This window comes from Synechococcus sp. R6-10 (assembly GCF_047461815.1).
Lineage (GTDB): Bacteria > Cyanobacteriota > Cyanobacteriia > Thermostichales > Thermostichaceae > Thermostichus.
On the sequence record NZ_JANSHW010000517.1, the window covers coordinates 1 to 3,822 of the forward strand.

Genomic DNA, 3,822 nt, shown 5'->3' on the forward strand with positions numbered 1-3,822 from the left:
GGCTCGCTCCACCGCCCCTTCCCCCTCGCGATCAGCAGCAGCACGACCAACACCATCAGGCCGTACAGAACAGCCCATTGCACCAGGGATCCCCAGCCTAAGGCCACCGCCAGCAATACTGCCCCCAATCGCCCCAGCGCCATGCCCGTGTCGATGAGGGCTACGCCGGCAACCTGCTCTCTCCCGATCAGGATCCCCCTGTACACCTCTGGCACCGCGATGAACAGCAGATCGCTCAAAAGCAATACCCCCACCACCGCTGCCGGCGTCCCGGCCAGCCAAACGCTCAAGAGGGGCCACAACACCAGCGCCATCCCCCCACAGCCCAATCCCGCCAACCATAAGCTGGGGCCAACCCCCTGGGTGCAAGTCGGGGATCCCTGCCGGCTGAGGCGCTGGATCAGCAGTTCCGATTGGCCCAAATAGCCAAACGGGGCGGCCAGGTTGCTGCAGGCCAAGATGGCGGAGAAAACCCCGAAGGCTTCCGGCCCCAACAGCCGCGCCAAGAGGATGAAATAGGCCCCAGACAACCCCAGGCGCAGGCCATTGCCCACCATCAGCCAGGCAGCCTGGCGTAGCCGCTGTTGTTCTGCTCTATCCACGCTGCCACTCCTGGACGAGGCTTGCCGCAGCCAGGGATACTGGATGGATGCTGAGAGGGCCCGCCCAAGAGCGGGCATCTCCTCTTGATTTTGGGTGTATGGGTTGCAATTCTTCTGGCAAGTTCATGGCCAAACTCTACCCCGTCAGCAACGCCGCGCGAAGCCCCCACACCTTGGCAGGACGGGATCCGCAAGCCCTGTTCTCCCCCCATTCCAGACCGCCTGCCCCCCGCCGGGTACTTCCCCCACCCCTGCCGGACGGCGGTAGTCCTCGTTGGCTGGGATCCGCATCGGCCAAAACGGTGGGGCAGGGCTATCGGGCCGTTGTCTTGCTCTTGCTGACCAGTCTGCTGCTGTTTGGAGGGCTGGGATCCCGTCTGGCCTACCTGCAGTTGGCGCGCACCCAGTATTACCGCCAGCTGGCCGATACCAACCGCATTCGCCTGTTGCCCCAGCCGCCAGAACGCGGACGCATTGTGGATCGCAACGGCGTATTGCTGGCGGGCAGCCAATTGTCCCACTCGGTCTTCCTCTGGCCTCTGGTGCAGTCGCGGCAGCGCTGGCAGGAGATGATCCCCAAGTTGGCAGAATACTTGAACATGGCCCCCGAGGAGATCGCCCAGAAACTGGAACAGGCCGGATATCGTTCCCCGTTTCCCGTGCGCATCCTGCGCAACGCCAGCCCCCAGGTGGTCATTCAACTGGAGGAGATGAGCCGCGAGCTGCCGGGGGTGATGGTGGAGGCGGAGACAGCGCGGTTTTATCCCCATGGCGACTTGGCTGCTCACCTGCTGGGCTACACCGGCGAGATCCCCCTAGAGCAACTGCGGGCCGACCCTAGCTATCGCCTGGGGGATATCGTTGGCCTGATGGGAGTGGAGGAATTGTTCGAGAACCATCTGCGCGGCCAATGGGGCGGGCGACAGGTGGAGGTGGACGCCATGGGAGAGGTGCTGCGGGTGCTGGGGGAACAAGCGCCCCAACCGGGCAACACCCTGCAGCTCACTTTGGATGTGCGGCTGCAGCAGGCGGCAGAGCGAGCCCTCGGCCAGCAAAAAGGAGCGGTGATCGCCATGGATCCCAGCGATGGCTCGATCCTGGCCATGGCCAGCTATCCCACCTTTGATCCCAACCTCTTTTCCAGCCGCATCACCCAAGCCCAGTGGGAGAGCCTGCAGCAGCAGGATTTTCCCTTCCTCAACCGCGGCCTGCGGCCCTATCCCCCCGCCAGCACCTACAAAATCATCACCACCGCTGCCGGGATTGAGTCGGGAGCCTTTCCCCCGAATACGGTGCTGCAGACCGGCCCCTACATCCAGGTGGGAGGGTGGCGCTTCTGGGACTGGAACCGCGCCGGCTTCGGACGGCTGAACTACCGGCAGGCGATGGCCTACAGCAGCGACACCTTTTTCTACCAAATTGCTCTCGGCACCAAGGCTGCCCCCTTGCAAGAATGGTCGCGCCGCTTTGGGTTGGGACAACTGACCGGGATTGGCCTCAAAGGGGAAGCCGCGGGTCTGGTGCCGGATGCTGAGTGGAAGCAGCGCCACTGGCGCGAGCCCTGGTATGTGGGCGACACGGTCAACATGTCCATCGGCCAGGGATTTATTACCGCTACGCCGCTGCAAATGGCGGTGGTAACGGCGGCAGTGGCCAATGGGGGCTGGCGGGTGCGCCCCTTGCTCTCGCACCAGGTGATCCCGGAAAGCCCTGTGCCGCTGCGCCAAAAGGTAGGTCTTTCCCCTGCCACCCTGGAGATCCTGCAGCAGGGGCTGCGAGATGTCGTGGTTTACGGCACTGGCGGCAACGCCAACCTGGGGCCAGGATTTCCCCCAACGGCTGGTAAAACCGGCACCGCAGAGGATCCGCCGCGGCGATCCCACGCTTGGTATGTTGGCTATGCTCCCTACGACCGGCCCGAATTGGTGGTCGTGGTCTTTCTGGAAAACAGCGGCGGTGGGGGTGGATCACGGGCCGCTCCCATCTTTCGAGAGGTGATGCGGGCCTACTTCCGACCCGAGTCGTGAGCCCTAGCTTTCTGTCGGATCCGAGCCAACTGGGTATATGCAGTCTCTTGTCTCCCAGAAAATTGCGTTAAGATCCCCTAGAACCCCTTTCCCAGCGGGCTTCTGCCCTAACTTAGCTGTAGAATATGTCAGTGATTTGGAGCTCAACTGCCACAATCCTGCCATTCGCGCCGGTGGCGCCTTGGCGCATTGCAGGGCAAGCCCCGCTCCCACACACTGAGAACACTCTGGGCCGTGGCCGCTCTGCAACGCCTGAGCGAATCCGCGATCCAGGGAACGCTCTAACTTTATTGCCTAACTCAAAAGGAGATCAGGATGAACAAGGCAGAACTTGTTGATGCCGTCGCTCATCGCGCCAATGTAACCAAAAAAGAAGCGGAGGCTGTCATTTCCGCCGCACTGGAGATCATTGTCGAAGAGGTCGCATCCCGCGATGAAAACGGTGAACCCAAGGGGAAGGTGACCCTGGTGGGCTTCGGCTCCTTTGAGGCTCGCAAGCGCAAAGAGCGGGAAGGTCGCAACCCGAAAACCAACCAAAAAATGGTGATCCCAGAGAGCATCGTCCCCACTTTTACGGCGGGCAAGTCATTCCGCGAAGCAGTAGCAGGGGGGAAATCTTAATTTTGCCGGGTTGGGACTCGGCTGCTGGGTAGGGCGTGGAGCAGCCTCGACATGGTGGCAATTGGGCTTGGGGAGCAGCAATCGCTGGCTGCTCTCCCCAGGAGATTCTGGATTTTTCGGCCAGCTTGAATCCGCTGGGCCCACCGGAATCGGTCTTGCAAGCTCTGACTCAGGCGCTGTCTGCAGCAGACCCGGTTGTAATCAGCCGCTACCCGGATCCCGACTATCGGGACTTGCGCATCTGTTTGGCCAACCATTGGGCCGTCGATCCTGAGTGGATCTTTGTGGGCAATGGGGCAGCGGAGTTGCTCACCTGGGCAGCCCGGGATGCGCAAGGGCGGGAGGTATGGCTGCCCCAGCCTGCTTTTGGGGAGTATGCGCGGGCTCTGCGGGCAGCAGGGGCGACCATCAAGCCGCTGCCTTTTTTCCCCGGCCAGGGATCCGCCGGTTTTACCCTTCTGCAGGAACCCCTTCCGGCGGCAGGCAAAGGGAGCCGAGTGCTCTGGCTGAACAACCCCCACAACCCGACGGGCCAGCTCATCCCGCAGCAAGACATCCTGCCTCTCCTGCCC

General features: G+C 62.4%; 4 protein-coding genes. 3 read left to right on the forward strand and 1 reads right to left on the reverse strand.

Going from position 1 to position 3,822, the window contains the following annotated elements; all coding sequences use genetic code 11:
• Positions 1–602: lipopolysaccharide biosynthesis protein (locus NW837_RS13005; RefSeq protein ID WP_414332063.1), on the reverse strand; the 602-nt coding region annotated here is incomplete at its 3' end.
• Between the two features lie 125 nt (positions 603–727).
• On the opposite strand from NW837_RS13005, the gene mrdA reads away from it, so the two are divergent.
• The 3 genes from mrdA to NW837_RS13020 all read left to right on the forward strand — a co-directional run.
• Positions 728–2,629 (forward strand): penicillin-binding protein 2, encoded by a 1,902-nt coding sequence (mrdA, locus tag NW837_RS13010; RefSeq protein WP_414332064.1) that lies wholly within the window; start codon positions 728–730, stop codon positions 2,627–2,629.
• 315 nt (positions 2,630–2,944) lie between these two features.
• Positions 2,945–3,250 carry an HU family DNA-binding protein gene (locus NW837_RS13015; protein ID WP_414332065.1) on the forward strand — a complete coding sequence of 102 codons (306 nt, stop codon included), beginning with the start codon at positions 2,945–2,947 and terminating at the stop codon, positions 3,248–3,250.
• Positions 3,251–3,285: 35 nt separating this feature from the next.
• Positions 3,286–3,822: aminotransferase class I/II-fold pyridoxal phosphate-dependent enzyme (locus tag NW837_RS13020; RefSeq protein WP_414332066.1), on the forward strand; the 537-nt coding region annotated here is incomplete at its 3' end.

Coding starts and splice junctions, on each gene's coding strand:
- mrdA (WP_414332064.1), top strand. CDS start 728: ATGGCCAAACTCTACCCCGTCAGCAACGCCGCGCGAAGCCCCCACACC.
- NW837_RS13015 (WP_414332065.1), top strand. CDS start 2,945: ATGAACAAGGCAGAACTTGTTGATGCCGTCGCTCATCGCGCCAATGTA.